The organism is Caballeronia sp. GAWG2-1, assembly GCF_023631405.1.
GTDB lineage: Bacteria > Pseudomonadota > Gammaproteobacteria > Burkholderiales > Burkholderiaceae > Caballeronia.
In genome coordinates this window covers 85104-107703 of record NZ_JALQDD010000024.1, presented here as the reverse complement: position 1 = coordinate 107703, position 22600 = coordinate 85104, and the positions used below count along the sequence as shown (strand labels likewise).

Sequence of the window (22600 nt, the reverse complement as noted above, 5' to 3'; positions counted from 1 at the left end):
CCCGCCGTGATGCTCGAACCGTTACGTTGGGTACTGTCTTCGGTAAAGGTCGACTTGCTGCTCGACGAGCCCACGCTCAGTTCCACCTTCCAGTCCGGCGTCTTACCGCTGGCCAAGGGACTCGCCCCATTGATCAGACTGCCGCCTGCGGCAAGCGCGTGTAGCGTGTCCACGCGCGCATTGCCCGAGCCACTCCCCGCTGCTTGCGCCTGCTGACCCGCGGTCTGGATCGCATCGATCACCGAGGACTTGAACGCCAGCGTCACGCCCGAGCTATGCATCTCGTGCGTCTCGTCATGATGACGATCGGTCTGCGAGGCATCGACGATCACCTCCGCGCCCGTGCCTGTCACATTGCCCGCTGCAAGCACGTCCGAACCCGTGATGTGCAGCGTGTTGCCCGCCTGCATCGTCACGTTGCCCGTGGTGCTGCCAATCAGGCTGCCTTGCGCGCTCTTGTTTGCATCGTTGACCGTATCCTTGTTATCGACGGTGCCGTAGGAAATACCCACGCCCGCCGTGCCAAACCCCGTCTTCTTCTCTTCGTGGAAGTGGCTCGACTGGTTGACGTCCTGCGTCGTCGTAACCGTCAGATCGTGGCCAGCCACCAGACTGACATCGTTCGTGGCGGCCACCGTCGAACCGGCAATCGACACGTCATGCCCGGCGTTGATGTTCACCGAATCGCCCGACACCGTACTGCCCACACCGATATTCGCGTGCGTGTTCTGCACGTCATCGGTCGTGGTCTTCTTGATGACACTGCCGCGCTCCGAATGCACATCGGCGTAACGATCATGCTCTTCGCGCGCTTCGTTGAGCGTCACGTCGCCCGTGGACACGATGGCCGCCGCGCCCGTGTCCGCCGATAGAGACGAGCCCGTGAGCGTCACATTGCCTTGGCTCTTGTCCGTGCTCACCGCCTTGAGCGTCGCGTTGCCCGCTGCGCTAAAGCTCGTGCCAACCGCTTGCTCATCGTAGTCATGCCCGACGCGCTTGTCACGGTCATCGGTCGCGACGTTGTCGGACTTCAATGCGTTCGTCACCGTCGTCGCGGTGAGATTGCCGCCCGCCACCACCGTCATGTCTTTGCCCGCGCTCACCGACGCGCCCTTGAAGGTCATGTCGTTGCCGCTTTGCATCGACAGACTGCCGCTCGCGCCGATGCCGCTCGTCTGGTTGACGAGCGTGTTCTCTTCCCAATGATGATTTGCGCTCTTCGTCACCGATTGCGATGTGCTCGACTGCACCGCATCCACGACGATGTCATTGCCCGCCGTGATCTGCGCGTCGCCGCCCACGTTGAGCGTCGCGCCATGCACCGTCAGATCGTGGCCCGCCGCGACCATCATGTCGCCCGTCGATTCGATCGCGCCTTGCGCGCCCACCAGCGTCTGCGTCACCTTGCTGTTGCCTGCGGCCGAACTCACGCCTACCGTATCGACGAGCGTCGTGTTGACGATGTCATGTCCGGCCAGCACCGCCACGCGATTGCCGCTGATACGACCCGATGCATTCACCACATCGTTCGTGGCGGACACCACCGTCGCGCCGTTGGCCGATGAGCTGCCGATGCTGCCGCCACGGTTCAAAATGTCCGTTGCGCTGATCACCGTCTGCGTGCCGCCCTTGATCACGCCGCTATTGGTCACGCTGCCGGTGGCGTGAATCTCCACATCGTCCGCGGCAATGAGCGCGCCGCTCGGCTGCAAATCATTCGCGTGCGCCTGCGCCAGATACACCACCGGAGCCAGCACATGCTGCGTCGCGCCATCGGGCAAGGTCACGACCTGATCCACCAGCCATACGATGTCGCTCGTGAGCGCATCCATCTGCGCGGCGCTCAACGCCAGGCCCGGCGTCAAATTGAATTCCTTCGCGTAGTTCACGCCATTGGTCATCAACGCGCGATACTCGTCCTCGTTACTCGTATAGCCTTGCAAGTACACACGGCCCGTGAGCTGCGTGATTTGATTGCGGATCGATTGCTCTTCATACAAGCCATCGCCCAGACGCTTCTCGGTCTTCGCCGGATCGAGGTTCAGCGCCTTTAACATGTAGTCGCTGGAGATGAAGCTGGCGTAGCTCGTCAGCCGCGGATCGGTCGCGATCAGATACGCCGCGCTCGGCGACGTGTCGATGTGATACAGGCCGCTGGTGGGCAGCGTGATGGTCATCGCGCCCGTGGGACCCGCGACCGATTGCGGCGCGTTGACCCGCGCGCCGTTGCCCGTGGCCGCGCTCGTGGCGGGGCCGCTGGCATCGCTCACTGTCGACGATGCGCCGCCCGCCGCGTTCACGCTCGCCGCGCTGCCGCCCGAGACTGGCGCCATCGCCGTATTCGCGCCAAGCGTGCCGCCGGTGGCGCCCGTGGCCGAATTGGCCGCCGCCACGTTGACGTTGTTCACATCCAGCGCGTCGATCACAATCGCGTTATTGGCGATGATCGTGCCACCCGTGCCGCCGAACGCAACCGGCGCGAGGACGATCGACGGCTCCTTGACCTTGCCGACATCCTGACCGATGTCCACGTTCCAGGCGTAAGTCGATTCGATGTTCTGCCGCTGATATTGATAAAGCGTCTGCCCAATGTTGTTGACGATCGTCCCGGCGATGTTGCCGTTGCCGCTCGCGTCAATCGTGCCGTTTTGTACTGCGCCGCCGATGCGGATCGCATCGCCCGCCGCAATCGCGCTATACGCGTTGTTGATCGTGCCGACGTTGGCCAGCGTCATCGTGCCGCCCGCGAGCAGTTGAGCTTGCTGGGCTTGCGTGCCGCTTATCCGATCTTCGCTCTTGGTGGTCGTCGTATCGCGCGCGATCTCCACGCGCTCCCAGCCGTTGTGTGCGTCGTCGCGTGTCGGATATTCGCTCGCCGGGTCGTAATTGATGTGCGGATCGTAGGCGTCCCAGAAGACCACCGTGATCGTTGCGTCGGAGTTTTTGGTGAGCGTGTTGTAGTAGATCGTGGTTGGCGTGCCGTTCACGTTCACGACCAGCACGCGATCGACCCCGTTCGCGCCGTCACTGCTCGACACCACGTCCGCGTCGCTAAAGGTGCGTGTGAACGGCGTCTTATAGTCGTTCCAGTTCGAGCATGAACCTGAGTAGTTCGTCGCGCATCGGGTGTATTTCTGACGCTTCGTCTGGTGAACGGTGTCCACATTGGTCGTCACTGTTTCAACCGTCACCGCCGCACGCGTGTTGTTGAGCGTATTCGCCGCGACCTCGATATTGCCTTGCGCCTCGATCGTCGATTGATCGTTGGTCACCGTGTTCGCGCGATTCGCGAGCACGCCGTTGGCGTCGCGCGTGGCGTCGCCCGCGATGTCGATGTCGCCCAGGCTGAACACGTTCGCGCCTTGCGTGTTGCTGATATCGCCCGACGAGTACAGGTTCAGTTGCGAGGCCGCCGCCATCACCGCCGCCGCGCCCGTATTCATGATCGATTGCGTGCCGGTGAGCGTCACCGTATTGCCGATGATCGTCGCGGTATTCACGAGCGTCGCGCTCGTGGTCGTAACCGTGTCGCCTTCGATACGGCCTTCGTTGGTGATCGCATTCGCCGCGTTGAGCGTCGTGGTCGCGGAATTCAAATCCGCGAGCGCCTGATTGTCGATGTTCCGCGCGTTCACCGTCAGCGCGTTGACCGCTGCGAGCGTGCCCTGATTGGTGAAATCGCCGGTCGTCGTGAACGTCAGATCGTGGTTCGCCTGAATCTGGTTCACGCCATCGAGCGTGTAATCGCCGTTGATCGTCACCGCGCCATCGTTGCCCGCGATCATGCGGCCGTCGCCCGTGAGCGTGTTGGTCACGAGACTCAGGTTCTGGTCGCTGCCGATCGCGCCATTCTGGTTCGCGAGCATGCCCGTGGCGATCGACACGCTGCCGCCGCTACCCTGATCGTTGCCGATGCGGCCGTTTGTATTGTCGATCGAGGCCGCGTTCAAACCGAGCGCGCCGTTCGCGTGAATGGAGCCGCCCGCGTTCAGCAAGGCGGCGTTCGCACCGTTCAACGTCAAGGCGTTCGCGCCCGAGAACGTCGCGTTCGTGTTGTCCGCCCACTGCGCGAGGTTGAGCGCGAGGTCGTGCCCGGCGAGCACTTGCGCGCCGTTCGTGTTCGACAGCACTTGCGCGTTGAGCGTCAAATCGCCATTGCCGCCGATGGTGCCCGCGCCCGCCACGCCGTCCGTATTGCTATTGGTGATCGACGCCGCGCTCAGGGTGCTCGCGCCGCTGCCGGTATTCGCGATGCGTCCGTTCGTGTTATCGATCGATGCGCCCGCGACGCTCAAGGCCGCGCTATCGCCATCGGCTTCGATCTGGCCGCCGGTGTTATCGATCGCGCCCAGAGCGCCTAGCGACACGCCCGTGTTGCCCTGAATCAACCCCGCGCGATTCGTGAAGCCGCTCATCGATTGCGCCGCAAGCGCGCCGCCCGCAACCAGCGTGCCGCCTGAATTATCGACGCTCGCACCCGAGACCGATACGTCGCCATTGCCGCCAATGAAGCCGTTGTTCGTGTTCGTCAGCGCAGCGCTGGCCGTGACCGTGGTCGCGCCCGCGCCGCCATTGGCGATCGAACCGTTGTCGTTGGTAATCGATTGCGCCGTCACGGCTAAACTATTGTTCGCTTGCAGCGTGCCGTTCGTGTTGTCGAGCGCGCCCGTGTCGTTGATCGATACGTTTTGCGCGCCCACATAACCGCCCGCGCGGTTGTCGAGCGACGCGACATCGAGCGTCGCCGACGTTTGCGCGGCAAGCGTGCCGCCCCGGTTCGACAGCACACCGCTCGTCACGGCAAGCGCGCCATTGGTCGCAATCGTGCCGCCGGTGTTCGAAAGCGAACTCGTGCTCACGGACAGCGTGCCATTGCCCGAACTGGCGATCGTGCCATTGTCGTTGACGAGCGCGGCCGGCGCGAGCGTCAAATCCGCGGCATTGGTTTGAATCGAGCCCGAGGTGTTGTCCAGCGTGCCCGACACGATGAACGCAGTCGCGCCGGTCCCGGTTTGCGTGATGCTGCCGCTCCGGTTCACGAGATCGAATGCCGACAGCGCGAGCTGATTGCCCGTGATGGTGCCTGCATTCGTGAGCGTCGTGCCAGCCGATACCGTGATCTCGCCGTTCGCCGCGAGCGTGCCGCTGTTGAACACCGTCTGCACGGCGCTGGCGATCAGGCTCTGCACCGCGGTGATCGAGCCCGCATTCACGAGCTGCCCCGCCTGCGCGATGACACTCCCATTGCCGCCGATCGCGCCATTCCGTGCGTTGTTCAACAAGCCCGCGACGTCCAGCGCCACGCCGCCCGTGCCGAGGGACGCGATACTTCCACTCGTATTGTCCAGACTGCCCGCGCGCAACGAAAGCGCACCGCCCGCCTGCATCGCGCCGCCTTGATTCGATATCGCGCCACTGACGTTCTCGACGAGCGCGCCGTTGGTCGCAATCGTGCCGCCGTTATTTGACAGACTGCTTGTCGTGATCGACAGCGCGCCTGCGCCCGCGCTCGTGATCTTGCCGTTGTCGTTCAGGATCGCGGCGGGCGCGAGCGTCGGGTCGGGCGCGTTGGTCTCAATCGTCCCGTTGGTGTTATCCAGCGTGTTCGAGACCGCAAGCGTGGTCGCGCCCGCGCCGGTCTGTGTAATGCTGCCGTTGCGATTGGCGAGGTTCGCCGCGGTGAGCGCGACCTGGTCGCCGGTGATCGTGCCACCGCTGTTATCGAGCGTCGCGGCGCTCGCCCTCACCGTTTGACCGGCTGAGAGACTGCCGGCGTTTGTCAGCGTCGTGCCGGCCGATGCGCTCGCGTCGCCGTTCGCCGCGAGTGTGCCAAAGTTGACGAGCGCTTGCGTGGCGCTCGCCGTAAGGTCTTGCACCGCGGTGATCGATCCGGCGTTCGCAAGTTGACCCGCTTGCGCGATCACGTTGCCGTTGCCGCCGATCACACCGTTCTGCGCGTTATTCAGCAGCCCCGCGACATGGATGCTCAAGCCATCCGCGTTTAGCGACGTGAGATGGCCCGCGCTGTTATCGAGGCTATCGGCGCGCATGGAAAACGCGCCTGCGGCTTGGATCGTGCCGCCTTGATTCTGCACCGCGCCGGCGATGTTCTCCGTCAGCGCATCGCCGGCAATCATTTGGCCATTGCGATTGGAAAGCGCGCCTGCGGTGATCGTCTGCGCACGGCCCGATTTCAATGCGCCATTGTCGTTGGTCAGCGTGCCGGCGGCGTTCGCCGATAGGCTGCCGCCGGCGGTCGTCGTCGCGCCCGTCAGGTTGATGTCGCCCGCCGTTGCCGCAAGCCCTAGATCGCCGTTGGCCGTGCTCGAACTGCCCGCTAGATTTACCGCTGCGCCCTGAATCGTTGCATTGCCGCCCGCGGCATTGCGCCCGTTGGCGGCGATTGCGCCGGTCGAACTCACCGTCAGATTGCCCGACTGAGCGATTGAACCATCGACGTTCACGCCCGCGCCAAGCGTGCCGGTCGACGAAACGCCGCCCGCGTTGAGCGTGGCGTTCTGTTGCGCGGCGAGCGTGCCGCTGTTGGTCAATGCGCCCGATGTGCTCGCATTGACGTTGCCTTGCGCGTAGGTCGTGCCATTGTTGTCGATGCCTTGCGCAGCGCTCGCATTGATGTTGCCGCTCGCGTTCGTCGTGCCCGCCAGGACCAACTTGCCGTTGGATTGCAGCGTCAAGTCGCCGGCTTGCGCCGCGAGCACGCCTTTAGTCGACACGCCCACGCCGTATTCGTTGCTGACTAGAAATATCCGGTTGGCATACATGCCGCCCAATGCACTCACGTCAATCGCAACCGACGGCGCCGGGCCGTTGCCGGCGATAGGCGTCGCGGCGAGCGTGTTGTAGTCGATCTGATTTGAACCTGCAATCGCGTTCAGATTGTTGGCGTACACCGCCGCATTGATTTGAATTGCTCGGGATAGCAAATCAACCTGATCGACGTTGGTGGCATTCAACCCCGCGCCTTGCACGGTGATCGTCCCGCCCGTGACATTAAAGCCCGCAAGACTGCCGTTCGGCCCATAATTCGGCGTGCCGGTGGTGAGAATGGCGCGCGAGGTATTGATGAAGCCAGCGCCATCGATGACCAGGCCATTCGGATTGGCGACGACCACCTCTGCTTTAGGCCCCGCAACTTCCAAATACCCATGCAGTTGCGAAGGCGCATTGCTCATCACCTGATTGACGATGATCTTTGCTGAATTGCCGGGCGTCAGATTGCCGTTACCACTGATATAACCAGCCTGTTGCGTCTGGATACTGACGGGCGAATTATTGAGAATCACGCCTTTCGCAGGCACGTCAAACTGTGAAAAATTATTGGTGGAAACACCGCTCCCGCTCGGTCGAGCGATATTCACCTGATTCAAACCATTCTGAGTTTGAATGACCTGCGCGCCAGAACCGGGCGCTGCGACGATCTGTGCTAACGTCAGCCCGGAAGCCGAACCGAGCAGCAGCATGGCCGCCCAGGCCATCGCGCTAAAAGCTGACTGAAACACCGAGGCCGCTCGTGCGCGCCGCGCAACGCCTTCTCCCTGCGCGGCTCCGCTGCCGTGCGCCGATGCAAACTCAGCCACCGCAACCAGCATGTGTCGTACGCGATTGAAAACTAACCTGTAGTAATGCTTATTCATTTGCTTATTGTTTTAGATCTTTCGAGAATGCAGCTCACGCCCAAGGCGGAAGGCCGCCATTTACGCGCAAACCAACCGTTGGTAACAATCGGAATTCTCTGACTTTGAGCGGGCGCCTTGACATTCAACAAAAGTTCTGCCTTGCGAGCGCAGGTCGAACGAGAACAAGGAGTCGTCTTTGTCCGACGCGTCGAGGCAGAGTAAGCACGGCCCGCAAGACGGCTTCTTGGCGGTTCAAGTCAACCCGTGCAATCGTCGTGGTGGTCACGGATCACCGTCGCGAACGACTTGAAGCGCTCCTCGCCACGCGTTACATGCAGGTCATTCGGAGGTGATCTGCAAAATGGCGTCGATGATCTTCGCCGCGCTGTCTTTCTTATGGTCGATCGCTTGACGCCGTGCTCGCGTATAGAGCGCGACGCTCGTGGATTATCTTGCGTCGTCAGAACGGCAAACTTGATGGCGGGGAAAAACACGGCAAATGTTCTCGAACAGCGCCGCGTTTGGGCGCCGTCGGACATGCTTAAATTTATGGCGAGCACATCGCACGCGTGCTGCTTTAGCACATGGACGAGCTCAACGAAGGACGTAGCCTGGCCAACCAAGCCGATTTCGTATGCTGTCTTAGCGGCTGCGCCACGCAGAAGAAGATGATCGGATGTGCGTCCGCAAAGATTGTTCGAATGCAGGGCACGTCGAAAAACCGCAATGGGAAGATAAGTAGCAAGCGCCCCGCCCCGAACGAACGGCGGCTAGACGCTGACAGCCGACGGTGTCTTTGTGAAGACTCGAATGACGACAGCGGGCCGAAATCCGTCTCGTCCGGATTGCCATTTTTGGCATTCCAAAGACCGATTGCCACGCACGTCGAACTAGCCCGTTCGCGACTGAGGTAAAACGCGACACGTACCACCGCCTGATTTTCCACAGAGCGCTGACCCACTACCCGCGAAAACAACTCTAGTCGTCGAGGCGACGTGGGCAGCGACCGCCGTCTCCTTACCCTTCGATAAAGCGCAAAGCTCGCCGGCACGTGTACTCATCGCCGGCTACTTTCATTTCGGGATATTGATTGCTCACCTACAAGGCGTCGGATGAGCAAGAAAGGGAATGAGCGCCGAAGCGGCGCAGGCAAGCTGAGCAAGGCAGACAGCCAGCACGCTGAATGAGTAGCGTCGTCCCCGAAAGCCCCTCACCATTGACGCAAAACCGCCAACGGTTTGACAACTTGAGTTGAAAATGCTGGTGGGCCGGGTGGGGCTCGAACCCACTATCGGTCGATTATGAGTCGACAGCTTATACCAGTTAAGCTTCCGGCCCTTTTGAAAGCAGAGGGCAAAAAGAAAGCGCCATGGCGGCGCTTTCTCTAATACAAACGTTGCGCGACAACTGAAGGGTTGCGAGTTTGCCTCACAACGCCTTCCATTACAAGCCCATTGATCCGATCAGTTCCCTTCCAGGAATGACTTGAGCTTGTCCGAACGGCTAGGATGCCGCAGCTTGCGCAACGCCTTCGCCTCGATTTGCCGAATCCGCTCACGCGTCACGTCGAATTGCTTGCCGACTTCTTCCAGCGTGTGGTCCGTGCTCATCTCTATGCCAAAGCGCATCCGCAACACTTTCGCCTCGCGCGGCGTCAACGAATCGAGCACGTCCTTCACGACATCGCGCATGCTGGCATGCAGCGCGGCATCGGAGGGAGCCACCGTGTTCGTATCTTCGATGAAGTCGCCAAGATGCGAATCGTCGTCGTCGCCGATCGGCGTTTCCATGGAGATCGGCTCCTTCGCGATCTTCATGATCTTGCGGATCTTGTCCTCCGGCATCTCCATCTTCTCGGCCAGCGTCGCCGGGTCCGGTTCCAGCCCGGTTTCCTGCAGAATCTGCCGCGAGATGCGGTTCATCTTGTTGATCGTTTCGATCATATGAACCGGAATGCGGATGGTGCGCGCCTGGTCCGCAATCGAGCGCGTGATGGCCTGACGAATCCACCATGTCGCGTATGTCGAAAACTTGTAGCCGCGCCGATATTCGAACTTGTCCACCGCCTTCATCAGTCCGATATTGCCTTCCTGAATCAGGTCGAGGAACTGCAAGCCGCGGTTCGTGTACTTCTTCGCAATCGAAATCACGAGACGCAGATTCGCCTCGGTCATCTCGCGCTTCGCCTGACGCGCCTTCAGTTCGCCCGCCGCCATCTGACGGTTGGTTTCCTTCAGGTCCTTGAGCGGTAACACGACGCGCGCCTGAAGGTCCAAGAGACGCTGCTGCTGCTCGCGAATCGCGGGGATATTGCGCTCGAGCACGGCGCTGTAGTCGTGCCCTTCGGCCACTACTTTGTCGCCCCACTCCAGATCAGTCTCGCTGCCCGGAAAGCGCGTGATGAACTCCGCGCGCGGCATGCCGCACTTGTCGACGACCGTGTGCAGAATCTGCCGCTCGACCTGGCGCACTTCGTCCACTTGCGCGCGCAGCGTGTCGCACAGACGCTCGACGGTACGCGCGGTGAAGCGGATGCTCATGAGTTCGGTCTGAATGGCTTCCTGCGCCTTCAGATAGGCCTTCGACTTGTAGCCTTCCTTCTCGTAGGCGCGCCGCATCTTGTCGAACCATTCGCTGATGAGCGAGAACTTTTCGAGCGACTGACGCTTGAGCGCTTCGAGTTGGGCGGCGTTCGCGCTGGCTTGCGCCGCGCCATCGTCGTCGTCCTCTTCCTCGTCGCGTTCCTCGTCCGATTGCTGCTCTACGTCCTCGGTCTCTATCGCTTCGGCTTCCTGTTCGGAAAAACCGTCGGTGTCTTCCGCGTTCGGGTCGATGAGGCCATCCACCAGTTCGTCGACGCGCGTCTCCTCGTTCTGCACACGCTCGGCCATCGCGAGAATGTCGGCGATGGTCGTCGGGCATGCGGAGATCGCCATGACCATGTGTTTGAGGCCGTCTTCGATACGCTTCGCGATCTCGATTTCGCCCTCGCGTGTCAGCAACTCGACCGTGCCCATTTCGCGCATGTACATGCGCACCGGGTCGGTCGTTCGGCCGAATTCGGAGTCGACGGTGGAGAGCGCGACTTCGGCTTCTTCCTCGACTTCATCGTCGGAAGAAGCGTTCGGCGCGTTGTCGTTCAGAAGGAGCGTTTCGGCATCCGGCGCCTGCTCGTACACCGCCACGCCCATGTCATTGAACGTGCTGATGATGCCTTCGATCGCCTCGGTTTCCGTGAAGTTATCGGGCAGGTGATCGTTGATTTCGGCATACGTGAGGAAACCGCGCTCCTTGCCGAGTTTGATGAGCGCGCGAAGCTTCGAGCGGCGCTCCTCGATCTCCTCGACAGTGCCGGGCGCGCTCGACGCGAACGCGTCCTTCAGAAGCGCCTTTTCCTTCGCACGGCGGTCGCGAGCCTTGGCCTTTTCGACCTTCGCCGCAGGCGCGGCGGTGGGCTCCGCAGTTTGCGTTGCGTCGTCTTCGACGGGTACATCGTTCAGCTTTTTCGTCATGGAGTTCGCCATACAGGCTTTAGTCTCGACTCGCGGCTGCTGGACAACAGCCGATGGAACCGTAAATACCAAATGCGCACGCTGCATCGTCCTGCGTGCCCTGCCCGGGGCGCCATCGCGGTTGAATCCGTCGCGGTTCATCACGGCGAATTCGCCAAACGCCCTTCACCACGATAGCAGCCGCTTCCCTTGCGCCCGTCTGTACGTCGGCGTGCTTTCCTGTCCGTTTCGTGTCGGAGCAATGCTCAAACGCGTGCTGCGCACCGCTTTTACATGACTCCGACAGCCGATTCAGCCAGCGCCTTGCTGCAACTTCCCTGCTTCCTTCGCTAACTATTCCACGCACCAATGAAGGGATTTCACCCTTCGAAACGGGAGAGGAATTGACAAAAAGCAACTACTTTTAACATTTTATTATAGCATCTCGCTATCCGGCTTAAGGGCTAGCCGCCCGTCCCGCCTTGATCTGCGCGATCTTCGCCGAAAGCTCCGAGAACTCCGCAACCTCTTCCGGCGAAAGTCCCGGCTGCCGCGCCAGCAAATCTAGCCGCGCGCGATAGCTGTCGTGTTGCAATTTCAGTACCGTCGCTTGCAACTCTTCGGCGAGCAGGCGTTTCTGCTCTTCCACACGCTGCGCGGCGTCCTCGTCGGACGGATCGCGCATCAGTAAATCCCGCACGTTTTCATCATAGGCGAGAATTTCCTGGAAGATATCCTCGTAGGTGGGCGCGTTTGCTGCGTTTCTCAAGATGTCTGAAAGCATCTGGAATTCTGCGCTCGCGCCCAGTTCGCGCGCATGCGCGATGACTTCGCTGAACAGTTCGCCATGCTCGGTCATGGTGACGAGCGTGCGTTCGCTGATTCGATCGAGCGATGCCGCGATGCCCGGATACATCACCAGATTGCGTAGCGCGCGCTGTTCCTGACCCGTGACACGCCGGCGTTCGCTCCTCGGCACCATCGCGCGGGCGACAGCGGCGGCACGCGAGTCGATGTCGCAAAGCGCGGCGATTTCCGTGAACGGCGTAGCGAGGCGGTCGGCCAGCATATGCAGAATTTGCACGCGCAATGCGTTGGCGGGCAGCGCCTGCAACAGCGGCTTCGCGTCGAACAGGGCCTTCGCGCGGCCTTCGGGCTGGTCGAGTTCCTTGTCGTTCAGCACCTCGTTGAGCAGGAATTGCGACAGCGGCATTGCGCGGTCGACTTGCTCACCAAAACCGTCGGCGCCGAATTCGCGCACATAGCTGTCCGGATCGTGCTCTTTCGGTAGAAACAGAAATTTTATCGTGCGGTTGTCCGCTGCGTGCGGCAGCGCGGCTTCGAGTGCGCGGCGCGCGGCGCCCCGGCCGGCGGAGTCGCCGTCGAAGCTGAAGACCACCGTTTCCGTCTGTCGAAAAAGCTTCTGTACGTGGACCGGCGTGCAAGCCGTGCCGAGCGTGGCGACGGCGTTCGCGAAACCTAACTGCGCAAGCGCGACCACGTCCATATAGCCTTCGACGACGAGCGCATAACCCAGTTCACGAATGGCAAGACGCGCCTCGAAAAGGCCGTAAAGCTCGCTGCCTTTGCTGAATAAAGGCGTTTCCGGCGAATTCAGATACTTCGGTTCGCCGCTGTCCAGCACGCGTCCGCCGAAGCCAATGACGTTGCCCTTCACATTTCGAATAGGGAACATCACACGTTCGCGGAAGCGGTCGTAGCGGCGCGCTTGTCCTTGCGCGTCGGTTTTTTCGCTGACGATTACGAGCCCTGCTTCCACCAGATTTTCATGGCGATAATCGGGGAACGCGCTTTCGAGATTCTGCCAGCCGTCGGGCGCGTAGCCCAAGCCGAAGCGCGCCGCGATCTCGCCAGTCAAGCCGCGCTTTTTCAGATAACCGATGGCGTTAGGCGCGCCGCGCAACTGTTTGCGATAGAAGTCGCAGGCGGTCTGCATGACTTCGGTGAGCGCGACGCTGACGGCCTTGCTCGGCGCGTTGGCATAGGCGTCACCGCCCGCGCCACCCGCGCCGCCGCGAAACGACGGCTCCTGCGGCACGGTCAGACCCGCCGACTGCGCGAGGTCCTTCACGGCCTCTGGAAACGTCAGCCCCGTATGCTCCATCAAAAAACCGATGGCCGTGCCATGCGCGCCGCAGCCGAAGCAATGATAGAACTGCTTGGTCGGACTGACCGTGAACGACGGGCTCTTTTCGTTATGGAACGGACACAAACCCATGAAGTTCGCGCCGCCCTTCTTCAATTGGACGTAACGGCCCACCACGTCGACGATATCGACGCGGTTGAGCAGGTCCTGCAGGAATGCGTGCGGTATCAACGTAGGCGAACGCCGCTGATTACTTGGCGAGCGCGGACTTGACCTGCGCGGAAACGGCCGTCATATCCGCCTTGCCCGCGAGCTTCGGTTTCAGCGCGCCCATGACCTTGCCCATGTCTTGCGGGCCGGCTGCGCCCGTCGCGGCGATGGCGGCCTCGACTTCAGCGGCGATGGCATCGGCGGAAAGCTGTTCGGGCATGTACGCCGCGAGCACGGCGAGTTCGGCGTTTTCCTTCGCCACGAGATCGTCGCGGCTGGCCGCTTGAAACTGGCTGATGGAGTCCTTGCGCTGCTTGATCATCTTGTCGACGACGGCGACGACGGCCGTGTCGTCGAGCGTGATGCGCTCATCGACTTCTCGCTGCTTGATGGCTGCGAGCAGCAGGCGAATGGTGCCGAGGCGCTCGGTTTCGCGCGCGCGCATGGCATTTTTCATGTCGTCGTTGATCTGATCCTTGAGGCTCATCGTTCACCCGGTGCAATTGCGAAATTCGCGATATTGAAAACCCGGCTGGCGCGACGCGTGCCCGTGCGGCTCCCGACCCTTTCCGCTAAAGCAAAAACCCGCTTGGGAATGCTTCCGCAAGCGGGACTTTGAGCGAGGCCGTTGAAACCGCGGCGAAGCTTGAGGCCATCGTGACGTCAGCCGGAGCGAAAGAATCCGTGCCCGAACGCGCGTTTCGAGGCGCCTTCGAACAAATACGGAATCCTCCGATAACCGTTCGAGTATAGCAGGCGCGATGGCGTTTCGAGACCGCGCCACGGCGGCCGGAACGACCCGTCTCAGCCGTGCGCGAACTCCGCCGCGGCCTTGCCCGCCGCGACGCCGGAAGCCCACGCCCATTGAAAGTTGTAGCCGCCGAGCCAGCCCGTCACATCGACAGCCTCGCCGATGAAATACAAGCCCGCGACGCGCTCGCTCATCATCGTCGTGGACGAGAGTTCGCGGGTATCGACGCCGCCGCGCGTGACTTCGGCCTTGCGATAACCTTCGGTGCCGCTCGGCGTGATCGTCCAGTCCGACAACGACGCGCCAAGGCCCTTGAGCGTGCGGTCGGGGAGATCGGCGAGGCGGGCATCGACGGAAACATGCTGCGCTTCGAGCCACGCGTGCGCGAGCCGTGCGGGAACGTGGTCCGCGAGAAAGTTGCCTATTTGTTTCTTCGATCCCGCCTTGGCTTCGAGCAGGAGTTCGGTGGCGTCGGCGTCGGGCAGGAGATCGACGTGGATCGGCTCCGACGTATTCCAGAAACTCGAAATCTGGAGCACGCCCGGACCGGACAGCCCGCGATGCGTCAGCAGCAAGTCCTCGTCGAATTCACCTCGCGTCTTGCCCTTGCCCGTGCCGATGCGAACCGGCAGCGACAGCCCCGACAACGCCGCGAACGGCGCCCAGACGGCCGACGTGAAAGTGAGCGGCACGAGCGCGGGAAGCGTCTCGACTAGCTTGTGGCCGAACTGTTTCGCCACGCGATACCCGAAATCCGTCGCTCCGATCTTCGGAATGGACAAGCCGCCCGTCGCGATGACGAGCGCGGCCGCGTCGATTGCGCCCGCCGAGGTGTCGAGCGTGAAGCGCGCGCCGTCGTGCCGGATCTCGTGGACGCTCACCGGGCGCCGCCACGCGACGCTGCCGGCATCGCACTCGCTTTTGAGCACGTCGATGATGGTTTCGCTCGAATCGTCGCAAAAAAGCTGGCCTTTGTGCTTTTGATGCCATTTCACGCGGTACTGCTTCAAGAGCGCGAGAAAGTCGCGCGGCGTGTAACGCGCGAGCGCGGAGCGGCAAAAATGCGGATTCGCCGACAAAAAGTTTGCCGGCTGCGCGTTGAGATTGGTGAAGTTGCAGCGGCCGCCGCCCGAGATACGGATTTTTTCGGCGAGACGCTCGGCGTGGTCGATCAGCACGACGCGACGCCCCGACTGGGCGGCGACTGCCGCGCACATCATGCCGGCCGCGCCCGCGCCGATCACGGCGATATCGAAGGATTCCATGGCGCGCATTGTAACTGGGGGGCGTCGTTACACTGCTATACTTTTCTGTTCCCTTCAAGCGCTCAACCCATGCTAGTTCTCGGCATAGAAAGCTCCTGCGACGAAACCGGCCTCGCCCTCTACGACACGGAGCGCGGCCTCCTCTCGCACGCCCTGCATTCGCAGATCGCGATGCATCGCGAGTACGGCGGCGTGGTGCCCGAACTGGCTTCGCGGGATCACATCCGCCGGGCGCTGCCGCTCCTCGAACAAGTCATGGCCGAGGCCCGCGCCGCGCGCGCCGACATCGATGCCATCGCGTTCACGCAAGGTCCGGGGCTTGCGGGCGCGCTGCTGGTGGGCGCGAGCATCGCCAATGCGCTGGCGATGGCATGGGACAAACCGACTGTCGGCATCCATCATCTCGAAGGACACCTGTTGTCGCCGCTGCTCGTCGATGCCCCGCCGCCGTTTCCGTTCGTCGCGCTGCTCGTATCGGGCGGCCATACGCAACTGATGCGCGTCACCGATATCGGCGTCTACGAGACGCTCGGCGAAACGCTCGACGACGCGGCGGGCGAAGCCTTCGACAAAACCGCAAAGCTGCTCGGGCTGGGTTATCCGGGCGGGCCGGAAGTGTCGCGGCTGGCGGAATTCGGCACGCCTGGCGCGGTCACGCTGCCGCGTCCGATGCTGCATTCAGGCGATCTCGACTTCAGTTTCAGCGGCTTGAAGACCGCCGTGCTGACTCAAAGCCGCAAGCTCGGCGCGAATGTCTGCGAGCAGGCAAAGGCGGATCTGGCGCGAGGTTTCGTCGATGCAGCCGTCGACGTGCTCGTCGCCAAGTCGCTCGCGGCGCTCAAGAAAACCGGGCTGAAGCGGCTGGTCGTGGCGGGCGGCGTCGGCGCGAACCGGCAGTTGCGCGAGGCGTTGTCGGCTGCGGCAAAGAAGCGGCGCTTCGACGTGCATTACCCCGACTTGGCGCTTTGCACCGATAACGGCGCGATGATCGCGCTGGCGGGCGCGTTGCGGCTTGCCCGCTGGCCGGAGCAGGCCGGGCGGGATTATGCATTTACGGTGAAGCCTAGATGGGATTTGAGTTCGCTGGCGCGAGTTTGATCTTTGCGTGGCTTCGTGCGAAGTCTGGTTTGCTGAATTAACCGCACGACGACCTCGACATAGTCAAAACCCACACGGATCGCAACACGCGATCAACGCCGGCCAACGAGCGACGCATGCGCCTTGCGCGAACGGGCGGCACGCACGCAACGGCGATATTCGCGCGGCCACTGCATCGCCAAATGAGGAAAAGGGCGTCGCTCCAACGTTCATTTCGGCGGATCGAACGCCTGCACAACCGCCCCGAACGCCGGCAGCGCCTCACACCGATCGCCATGCGCGATCAACGCCGGCCAGCGATTCCCGCTGACCAACGCCCCATGCGCTTCACGCACGAACTGCAGCGCGCACGCAACGGCGATATCCGCGTGACCGATTGCGTCGCCGAACCAGAAAGGCGTCGGTCGCGCCGCGCGATCCGCTTCCAGCACGTCGAGCACGCGTTCGATCTGCCCCGCGCAGCGCTCGACCCAAGCCTGCGACTTTTCCGCGTGCATCACGCGCTCGTAGACCAGCGCCACAGCCTTGTCCGCGAGACCCGTCGCGAGCGCACACACCTTCAGCGCCGCACGACGCTGCGCGCCGCTTTGCGCAATCATCGCGCGGTCGTCGCCGACGAGTTCATCGAGATAGTCGAGGATCGTCGCGCTCTCGATCACCGTGTCGCCCGACTCCAGCACGAGCGTCGGCACGCGCGAGAGCGGGTTGAACGGCGCGATCTTGCCGGCATCGCCGAAAGTCGACCATGGCCAATGCTCGTAGCCAATGCCATAAAGATTCAGCGCAATGGCCACGCGTCTGACAAACGGGGAATCGTATTGGCCGATGAGAATCACGACGCACTCCGCAAAGTTCGGGTCGAACAGTTTAAGCGCGCGCGGGCTTCGGAAACAATGGCCACGCGAGCAACGCGCACACGCCCGCCAGCAGCCACACGCCCGGCCACGAAGTCGCCGCCAGCACATGCGGAATGACGAGCGGCGTCACGAACAAGCCCACGTAGACGGCCGTGTTGGTCATGCCGAGCGCGGTGCCGGCGCGCTGCATGCCGGCGAGCGTGGCGAGTTCGGTGTACGCCACCCCATGCCATGCCGATACACAAATGCCCGCAAAGACCAACATCGCCGCGAGCAAGTACGGAAGCTGCGCGACGCCCAGCGCGGTCGCCGCCGCCAACGCCACGAACGACACCGACGCGACCACCACCGACCCGCGCAGATACGCGCGCCGGTTGCCGCGACGATCCGTATGACGGCCGCTCCAGACGCGCATGATCATGGCGCCGAGTTGCAGCGCGCCCATCGTCGCGCTGATCGCCGCGACGCCGAAGTGTCCCGCGTCGTGCATGAAAACCGTCGCGAAGGTCAGCACCGCGAATTGCGGCACGCACAGCACGCCGATGCCGAGCACCACGCGCCAGATCCGCGCATCTCTCAACGGCGCAACCGTCGTTGCCTGCGATACCCCCGCGTCCGCGCGATGCGACCTTTCCGGGGGCTCATGCAGCCAGCGCCAGGTGAATGCGCCCGAGATCGCGCACATTGCGGCGAGCGTGCCGAACACCGCGCCAAAACCGTGCGATGAAGCGAGCCACGGCAGCAACGCCGCGCCCAGACCGCCACCCATCGGCACGGCGGTCTGGCGGATGCTCATCGCGAGACCGCGCTCGCCTTCGCCAAACCACGCCATGACCGCGCGCCCGCTCGATCCGTTGACGCTGCCGCCGAGCGTGCCGAGCAGGAACATCGCGAAAACGAGCCAGCCGAGCGCGGGCGCCGCGCCGAAGCCCGACGGCACCGCGAAGACGCTCATGCCGAGCAGCACGGCAGACGTCGCGAACAGTCCCGTCAGCAAGACGGGCCGGTCGCCCCAGCGGTCGGTGAGCAGTCCCCAAGGAAGTTCCGATACCGCAAGCCCCAGCCCGAGCGCGCCGAGCACGAGTCCGACTTCGCCGTTGCCGAAGTGATAGCCGCTGCGCATCCAGACGGCCGTCGTCGGAATGCCGCCGATTGCCGCCGAAAAACTCGCGTTGGCGGCCACGCCCACGCCGAGCACTTTCCATCGATGCGCGCTCGAATGCGACGCTGTGTTCAAAGCTAAAGGAGTTGCCATGTTGCCGCCCTATTTTCAATTTGACTGAACCCAGTGTGACGGCATACGATCATCCTGAAAATAGCAAAGTTTTGCACCGATCGTTTAATAAAACAGGATTGTTGCCATGACTCAAACCACGTTCGACCTCGCGGTCCTTCGCAGCTTCGTCGCGGGCATGGATTTGGGAAGTTTCGCCAAGGCCGCGGACCGCGTCGGTCGCTCGACTTCCGCCGTCAGCGCGCAGATCCGCAAGCTGGAAGAGCAGGCGGGCACGCCGCTTTTTCGTAAATCGGGCCGTGGGCTCGCGCTCACCGACGCGGGCGCGGTGATGCTCGCCTATGCGCGCCGTCTCGTCGAATTGAACGATGAAGCGGCGGTCGCGGTGCGCGGCGTCGATCTCGAAGGCTGGATACGGCTCGGTCTGCAGGAAGACTTCGGCGAAGTTTTGCTGCCGGAAGTGCTGGGCCGCTTTGCGCGGGCGCATCCGAAAGTGCGGATCGAAGCGCGGGTGGCGCGCAACACCGAATTGCTGGAGCGCATCGAGTCGGGTCAGCTCGATCTCGCGCTCGTCTGGGGCGCAGGCAGCGCAACCGACGTTGGCAACGCGACCAGCCTCCCTCAACCGATCGCCGCGCCGCCGATGCGCTGGATCGTGTCATCGACAGTACCGTGGCAGTTCGATCCGGACGAGCCGCTACCGTTGATCGCGTTCGACCGTCCGTGTCTCTTTCACAGCGCGGCGGCCGCAGCGCTGGATCGCGCGGGCATCAAGTGGCGCATCGCGTTCACGAGTCCGAGTCTGTCGGGATTGTGGGCGGCCGCCGCCGCAGGTCTCGGCGTGACGGTGCGCACGGCCTATGGCGTGCCAACCACGGTGCGCGCCCTCGAATGCGATGAGAGCGGCTTGCCGTCGCTGCCGTCGATTCCGCTCGCGCTGCATCGCGGATCGGGCGCGGGATCGCCCGTGGTCGACCGGCTCGCGTCACTCGTGATGGATTCGGTGCGCGAGATGCACGCATCGACTCAAACCGTGGCGGCTTGAGCCTTCGCTCAACCGAGGCGCTTGTCGCGCTCGATCACCGCATACGCGCTGTGATTGTGGATCGACTCGAAGTTTTCGGCTTCGAGCACATAAGCGACGATGCGCGTATCGGCATTCAGCCGCGTGGCCACGTCGCGCACGAGGTCCTCGACGAACTTCGGATTTTCATACGCACGCTCGGTCACGAACTTCTCGTCGGGCCGCTTGAGCAAGCCCCACAATTCACACGACGCCTCTTCCTCGGCAATTCGCACCAGTTCTTCCACCGCGACTTCGCCCGCCAACTCCGCCGTGATGGTCACGTGCGAGCGCTGATTGTGCGCGCCGTACTGCGAAATCTTCTTCGAGCAAGGACAAAGGCTCGTAACGGGGACGAGCACTTTCATGGTCATGCGCGTTTCGCCGTCGCGCGTTTCGGCGATAAAGCTCACGTCGTAATCCAGGAGACTCTGCACGCCCGACACGGGCGCGGTCTTCATGACGAAGTAAGGCAGACTCACTTCGATACGGCCGGAATGCGCCTCCAGTTTCGTGAGCATCGAGACGAGCAGCGCACGCAGGGAAGTTTGATCGAGCGGCTCGCGATTCTCCTCGAGCAGCGCGACGAAACGCGACATATGCGTGCCCTTTTGCTCGGCGGGCAGATGCACGTCGAGATTCCATACGCCAACGCTCGGCTGCACGCCGTTTGCCGACCGCACCGACAACGGATGCCGCACTCCCTTCACGCCGACACGCGCAATCGCGATCTGACGCGTATCAAGCGTGCTTTGAACGTCGGGCATCACGAAGGCGGGATTCATCTGGTTCATTGATTCTTGTCCTTGGGCTCGCGCGGTCTTTCCTGAAAGCGCGCTTCAAAACTCGTATGCGAACACGGCGCGGATTGCGGCCCGCGCCGTGTAGAGACTAAGTGCAAAGCACGACGTGCCCCGAGCGCGCCGCGTCAGGCTGAAACGTCAGGCGACGCGCTTTTCCAGCTTGCCCGGCTGGGCGCTCACGACCGCGTTGAGAAAGCGCTCGCGAATGGATTTCGCGATACCCGCGCCGTCCAGACCGACGCTTGCAAGCAGCTTCGCGGGATCGCCGTGATCGATAAAGACGTCCGGCAAACCAAGCTGAAGCACGGGCTTCACGACCGAACTGGCCAGCAGCGCTTCGACGCATGCCGAACCCGCACCGCCCATGATCGCGCCTTCCTCGATGGTCACGAGCGCGTCGTGAGTGGCGGCGAGTTCGCGCAGCAAGTCGGCGTCGACAGGCTTCACGAAGCGCATGTTGGCCACCGTCAGATCCAACTCTTCGGCGGCAACGAGCGACGGCGCGACCATGGTGCCGAACGCGAGAACGGCGATGCGCTTGCCCGAGCCGAGTTTCTGCGACGACTCGCGGCGCACCTCGCCCTTGCCAAGCGGAATGGCGGTCATTTGCTTGACGGTTGCCACGCCCGTGCCCGCGCCACGCGGATACCGCACGGCTGTCGGGTTCGGCTGCTGAAGCGCGGTGTAGAGCATCTGACGGCATTCGTTTTCGTCGGATGCGGCCATCACCGTCATGTTCGGGATGCAGCGCAGGAACGCGAGGTCGTAATTGCCCGCGTGCGTTGCACCGTCCGCGCCGACGAGACCCGCGCGGTCGATGGCGAACACCACCGGGAGATTCTGCAGTGCGACGTCGTGGATCAACTGGTCGTACGCGCGCTGCAGGAAAGTCGAGTAGATGGCGACGACGGGCTTCATGCCGTCTGCAGCCAAGCCGCCCGCAAATGTCACCGCATGTTGCTCGGCGATGCCGACATCGTAATAACGATCCGGGAAGCGCTTTTCAAATTCGACCATGCCCGAGCCTTCGCGCATGGCAGGCGTGATGGCAACCACGCGCGAGTCTTGCGCGGCAGCGTCGCACAGCCATTCGCCGAACACCTGCGTGTAGGTTTTCTTCGAGGGCGCCGTCGATGGCTTGATGCCTTCGGCCGGATTGAATTTGCCGGGACCGTGATAGAGCACCGGATCAGCTTCGGCGAGCTTGTAGCCTTGGCCTTTCTTGGTCACGACGTGCAGGAATTGCGGACCACGCAGTTCCTTGATGTTCTGCAGCGTCGGAATGAGCGAATCGAGATCGTGACCGTCGATCGGCCCAATGTAGTTGAAGCCGAACTCTTCGAAGAGCGTGGCTGGCACGATCATGCCCTTCGCGTGCTCTTCGAGCTTGCGGGCGAGATCGAGCATGGGCGGCGCGACGCGCAGCACGCGTTCGACACCGGCGCGCGCGGCGGCGTAGAAGCGGCCCGACATCAGACGGGCGAGATGACGATTCAACGCGCCCACGGGCGGCGAGATCGACATGTCGTTGTCGTTGAGGATCACGAGCAAGGGCACGTCGTCGGCGACGCCGGCGTTGTTCATTGCCTCGAAGGCCATGCCCGCGGTCATCGCGCCGTCGCCGATCACGGCGATGGAATAGCGGTTGTCGCCCTGCAGCTTGTTGGCGATCGCCATGCCGAGCGCCGCCGATATCGACGTGCTCGAATGCGCCGTGCCGAACGTGTCGTACTCCGACTCGCTGCGGCGCGGGAAGCCCGAGATGCCGTTCAACTGACGCAACGAGTGCATCTGGTCGCGCCGGCCTGTCAGGATCTTGTGCGGATAGGTCTGATGGCCGACGTCCCAGACGATACGGTCATTCGGCGTATCGAATACGTAATGCAGCGCGATCGTCAGCTCTACCGTGCCGAGATTGGACGAGAGATGGCCGCCCGTCTGCGACACGCTGTCAAGCACGTAGGCCCGCAGTTCGTCGGCAAGCGGCTGCAGTTGGCGTCGATCGAGGGCGCGAAGGTCGGCCGGATCGTCGATGGTTTTCAGCAAGTCGTACATCGTCGTCCCATTTTAGGAAAACTGGCGTG

11 protein-coding genes and 1 tRNA gene are annotated in these 22600 nt (G+C 62.6%); 2 read left to right on the top strand and 10 right to left on the bottom strand.

Going from position 1 to position 22600, the window contains the following annotated elements; all coding sequences use genetic code 11:
• From NCR98_RS15215 to NCR98_RS15190, 6 genes are all read right to left on the bottom strand, one after another.
• Positions 1 to 7655: two-partner secretion domain-containing protein (locus tag NCR98_RS15215; protein WP_502799751.1), on the bottom strand; the 7655-nt coding region annotated here is incomplete at its 3' end.
• 1243 nt (positions 7656 to 8898) lie between these two features.
• Positions 8899 to 8975, bottom strand: a tRNA-Ile gene (locus tag NCR98_RS15210).
• Positions 8976 to 9100: 125 nt separating this feature from the next.
• Entirely contained in the window at positions 9101 to 11161 is a 2061-nt protein-coding gene (rpoD, locus tag NCR98_RS15205) for an RNA polymerase sigma factor RpoD (RefSeq protein ID WP_250526566.1), read from the bottom strand.
• A gap of 424 nt (positions 11162 to 11585) precedes the next feature.
• The gene (gene dnaG / locus NCR98_RS15200) at positions 11586 to 13466 is read right to left on the bottom strand and encodes a DNA primase (protein ID WP_250526565.1); all 1881 of its coding nucleotides are present in this window, start codon (positions 13464 to 13466) and stop codon (positions 11586 to 11588) included.
• A gap of 19 nt (positions 13467 to 13485) precedes the next feature.
• Positions 13486 to 13932 (bottom strand): GatB/YqeY domain-containing protein, encoded by a 447-nt coding sequence (locus NCR98_RS15195; protein WP_244829189.1) that lies wholly within the window; start codon positions 13930 to 13932, stop codon positions 13486 to 13488.
• Between the two features lie 317 nt (positions 13933 to 14249).
• Complete coding sequence (locus tag NCR98_RS15190; protein ID WP_250526564.1) at positions 14250 to 15461, bottom strand: BaiN/RdsA family NAD(P)/FAD-dependent oxidoreductase; 1212 nt, start codon at positions 15459 to 15461, stop codon at positions 14250 to 14252.
• 69 nt (positions 15462 to 15530) lie between these two features.
• On the opposite strand from NCR98_RS15190, the gene tsaD reads away from it, so the two are divergent.
• Positions 15531 to 16559, top strand: coding sequence for a tRNA (adenosine(37)-N6)-threonylcarbamoyltransferase complex transferase subunit TsaD (gene tsaD / locus NCR98_RS15185; RefSeq protein WP_250526563.1), 1029 nt, complete (start codon positions 15531 to 15533; stop codon positions 16557 to 16559).
• Positions 16560 to 16768: 209 nt separating this feature from the next.
• Here tsaD and NCR98_RS15180 read toward each other — a convergent pair whose 3' ends face one another.
• Both NCR98_RS15180 and NCR98_RS15175 read right to left on the bottom strand, forming a co-directional pair.
• Positions 16769 to 17395, bottom strand: a complete 627-nt coding sequence (locus NCR98_RS15180) for a glutathione S-transferase family protein (RefSeq protein ID WP_250526562.1) — start codon at positions 17393 to 17395, stop codon at positions 16769 to 16771.
• 31 nt (positions 17396 to 17426) lie between these two features.
• Entirely contained in the window at positions 17427 to 18671 is a 1245-nt protein-coding gene (locus tag NCR98_RS15175) for an MFS transporter (protein ID WP_250526561.1), read from the bottom strand.
• Between the two features lie 106 nt (positions 18672 to 18777).
• On the opposite strand from NCR98_RS15175, the gene NCR98_RS15170 reads away from it, so the two are divergent.
• Positions 18778 to 19695 carry a LysR substrate-binding domain-containing protein gene (locus NCR98_RS15170; protein ID WP_250526560.1) on the top strand — a complete coding sequence of 306 codons (918 nt, stop codon included), beginning with the start codon at positions 18778 to 18780 and terminating at the stop codon, positions 19693 to 19695.
• An 8-nt stretch (positions 19696 to 19703) separates the two neighbouring features.
• Here NCR98_RS15170 and folE2 read toward each other — a convergent pair whose 3' ends face one another.
• Both folE2 and dxs read right to left on the bottom strand, forming a co-directional pair.
• Entirely contained in the window at positions 19704 to 20507 is an 804-nt protein-coding gene (gene folE2, locus NCR98_RS15165; RefSeq protein ID WP_250526559.1) for a GTP cyclohydrolase FolE2, read from the bottom strand.
• Between the two features lie 147 nt (positions 20508 to 20654).
• Positions 20655 to 22571 carry a 1-deoxy-D-xylulose-5-phosphate synthase gene (gene dxs / locus NCR98_RS15160; protein ID WP_244829182.1) on the bottom strand — a complete coding sequence of 639 codons (1917 nt, stop codon included), beginning with the start codon at positions 22569 to 22571 and terminating at the stop codon, positions 20655 to 20657.
• Positions 22572 to 22600: the final 29 nt, after the last annotated feature.